The organism is Arthrobacter sp. Dra40 (genome assembly GCF_059091905.1).
This window is the reverse complement of record NZ_JBNHHB010000391.1, coordinates 1-2,921: the sequence shown is the minus strand read 5'-3', so window position 1 is coordinate 2,921 and position 2,921 is coordinate 1. Positions and strand designations below refer to the sequence as shown.

At 66.8% G+C, this 2,921-nt stretch carries 3 protein-coding genes and 1 pseudogene; 3 read left to right on the top strand and 1 reads right to left on the bottom strand.

The features are described 5' to 3' along the window. The 3 genes from AC5RWT_RS36290 to AC5RWT_RS36280 all read left to right on the top strand — a co-directional run. Positions 1-524 (top strand): DNA-processing protein DprA (locus AC5RWT_RS36290; RefSeq protein WP_494084448.1); only part of this gene is annotated, 524 nt, incomplete at its 5' end. A gap of 110 nt (positions 525-634) precedes the next feature. After that, entirely contained in the window at positions 635-1,588 is a 954-nt protein-coding gene (locus tag AC5RWT_RS36285) for a tyrosine recombinase XerC (protein ID WP_494084447.1), read from the top strand. A 338-nt stretch (positions 1,589-1,926) separates the two neighbouring features. Continuing rightward, complete coding sequence (locus tag AC5RWT_RS36280) at positions 1,927-2,430, top strand: DUF3145 domain-containing protein (RefSeq protein ID WP_353918298.1); 504 nt, start codon at positions 1,927-1,929, stop codon at positions 2,428-2,430. Between the two features lie 123 nt (positions 2,431-2,553). On the opposite strand, the pseudogene AC5RWT_RS36275 reads toward AC5RWT_RS36280, so the two are convergent. After that, positions 2,554-2,921: pseudogene (locus AC5RWT_RS36275) on the bottom strand (beta-ketoacyl-ACP synthase); the annotation flags it as partial.

Here is a 2,921-nt window from a genome sequence, read left to right as displayed (position 1 = left end):
GCATCCTGTTGGCAGAGGTGCCGCCCGGGGCGGCACCGACGCGGTGGAGGTTTTTGCAACGCAATAGACTCATAGCCGCTCTGGCGGCGGCCACGATCGTTGTGGAAGCCCGCTGGCGCTCGGGGGCTCTGAATACGGCACATCACGCAGCGGGTCTTGGCAGGAGTGTGGGTGCCGTGCCCGGGTCCGTCTACAGCGCAAACTCGGCCGGCACCCACCGCCTGCTGCGGGACGGGAGCGCGACAGCTATCACGGACGCCGCAGAAGCTGCAGAGCTGGCAGGCCCAATCGAGACGTCGCATGCTGCGGGGACGCAGGAGGTTCTCGCGGACCACGACGGACTCAGCGTGAACGATCTGTTGCTGCTCGACGCCCTGCCGGTTCGCCGGGGAAGTTCGGTGGACAAGCTCGCGACGGTGGCCGGGGTTCCGGTGCGCCTGGTCCTGGCGGGACTCGGACGCCTGGAAGCGGCAGGACTGGCCGTGCAGGATGCCACCGGCTGGCACCGGGGACGTAAGGCCTGAGCGGGCCAGGGCAGCGCCATGGGTGGAGCCGCGCACCCAAAGGCTAACAATTCCGGAGTGCTTCAGTGCGCCTGCTTGAGTTCGGGCGGCAAGGCAAGCACAGTGAAAACATGAGCTCTGCAGATGACCCCGAGCCGCAGGGCACGCCTCCGCTACCGGAAGAGTTCGACGCCGCCCTGGATGGTTTTGCCCGCTATCTGAAGGCTGAACGCGCGCGTTCGGAACACACCCTGCGGGCCTACCTAACGGATGTTCGGCACCTGCTCGGACACGCTGCGGAAACCGGAGCGATGACGCTGCCGGACATCACCTTGGGAACCCTGCGCTCCTGGCTGGGGGCGATGAATGTCGCGGGGATGGCCAGGTCCACACTGGCCCGGCGAACGGCGACAGCGCGCACCTTCATGGCGTGGGCGCTCAGGGAGGAACTTATCCGCACCGACCCGTCGCTGCGGCTGAAGGCGCCCAAGCGCAACAGTTCGCTGCCTACCGTGCTGCGGCCGGCCCAGATCGACGAGTTGTTCCATACCCTGGCCGAGCAAGCAGCTGAGGGTCAGCCGCTGCCGCTGCGTGACCGGGCGATGATCGAACTGCTCTACGCGACCGGCATCCGCGTCAGCGAGCTTGCGGGCCTGGACATCGATGAGGTGGACAACGAACGCCGGACCATTCGGGTGCTGGGCAAAGGCAACAAGGAACGGACGGTTCCGTTCGGGCTGCCAGCCGCCGTGGCACTGGATGACTGGCTGCGCAGAGGGCGGCCCAAGTTTGCCCACGGGGAAAGCGGTCCGGCTATGTTCCTGGGCCAGCGGGGCAAGCGGGTAGATCCGCGTCAGGTCCGCTCGGTGGCCGCCAAGCTCTTCGGGCTGCTGGGCGACACCTCGGCAACAGGACCGCACGCGCTCCGGCACAGCGCCGCCACCCACCTGCTGGACGGGGGAGCTGACCTGCGGGCCGTGCAGGAAATCCTGGGCCACACCACCCTGGCCACCACCCAGCTCTACACCCACGTCTCGGTGGACCGGCTGCGCCGCAGCTACCAGCAGGCCCACCCTCGAGCCTGAGCGCGCAGCAAAAGCGGTGCTCGGGGGGAGCAGGGCATCGACTGGAGAGCGGCGGGGCGGAGCCCAGCCACGGTGGGAGCGCGGTGGGGCGGAGCCCAGCCACGGTGGGGAGCGCAGCGGGCCATCGTGTGGAGCCCGGCAGCGCAAGACCGGGAAACCGGCCTGCAGCGGCGCAATCGGCGACACGACATAACACATAAGTAGTTACACTGGCGCAATTCGATGCCGTACGGCACAATGAGGAACGAAGCGTCGGAAACAGCAGTACTGACAAGTTCCATCCGTTGACAGGCTGAAGGTCGTTGGGGAAGACGTACCTACAGCAAATGGAGGATGGGATGTCTGTTGTGATGACGCGTGGCGTGCTGTTTGTGCATTCAGCACCTTCGGCATTGTGCCCTCATATCGAGTGGGCCGTCGGATCGGTCGTGGACAAGCGCACCGATTTGGAGTGGACCGCTCAGCCCGCTGCGCCCGGAATGTACCGGGCGGAGCTGTCGTGGGTCGGCCCGCAGGGGACCGGGGCCATGCTGGCTTCCGCCCTGCGCGGATGGGCACATCTGCGCTATGAAGTGGCCGAAGAGCCGAGCCCCGGTGTCGACGGCGGCCGCTGGTCACACACGCCCGAACTCGGCATTTTCCACGCCATGACGGACGTCCACGGCAACGTCATGGTCAGCGAGGACCGCATCCGCTACGCCTACGAAGCCGGTGCCGGCGACCCCGCAGCCGTCTACCACGAGTTGTCACTGGCCTTGGGTGAGGCCTGGGACGAAGAACTCGAGCCCTTCCGCCACGCAGCCGAAGGCGCCCCGGTGCGCTGGCTGCACCAAGTCGGCTAAAGCTCGCCCAACGCCCCGCAACACCGCATCCTCCATCACGCACAAAGGGAGGGCGACCGGTAAAAACCGGCCGCCCTCCCTTTCATGCTGCCCGGAGGCAAACACCTGGTGGGCTGCTAACTCCTAGACGTTGCGGAACACGACCACGGCGTTGTGGCCGCCGAAGCCGAACGAGTTGTTCAAGGCCACAATGTCGCCCTGCGGAAGATCGCGGGCAGAGGTCACCACGTCCAGCGGGATGTCCGGATCCTGGTTTTCCAGGTTGATCGTGGCCGGAGCACGGCGTTCGTAGACAGCCAACACGGTCATGACGGACTCCACGGCACCGGATGCACCGAGCAGGTGGCCGGTCTGCGACTTCGTCGCGGAGACGGCAACATTGTCCACGTGGTCTCCGAGCGCCGCCTTCAAGGCGGTGTACTCCGGCTTGTCGCCCACCGGGGTGGACGTCGCGTGGGCGTTCACGTGCACGACGTCGGACGCCTGCGCCC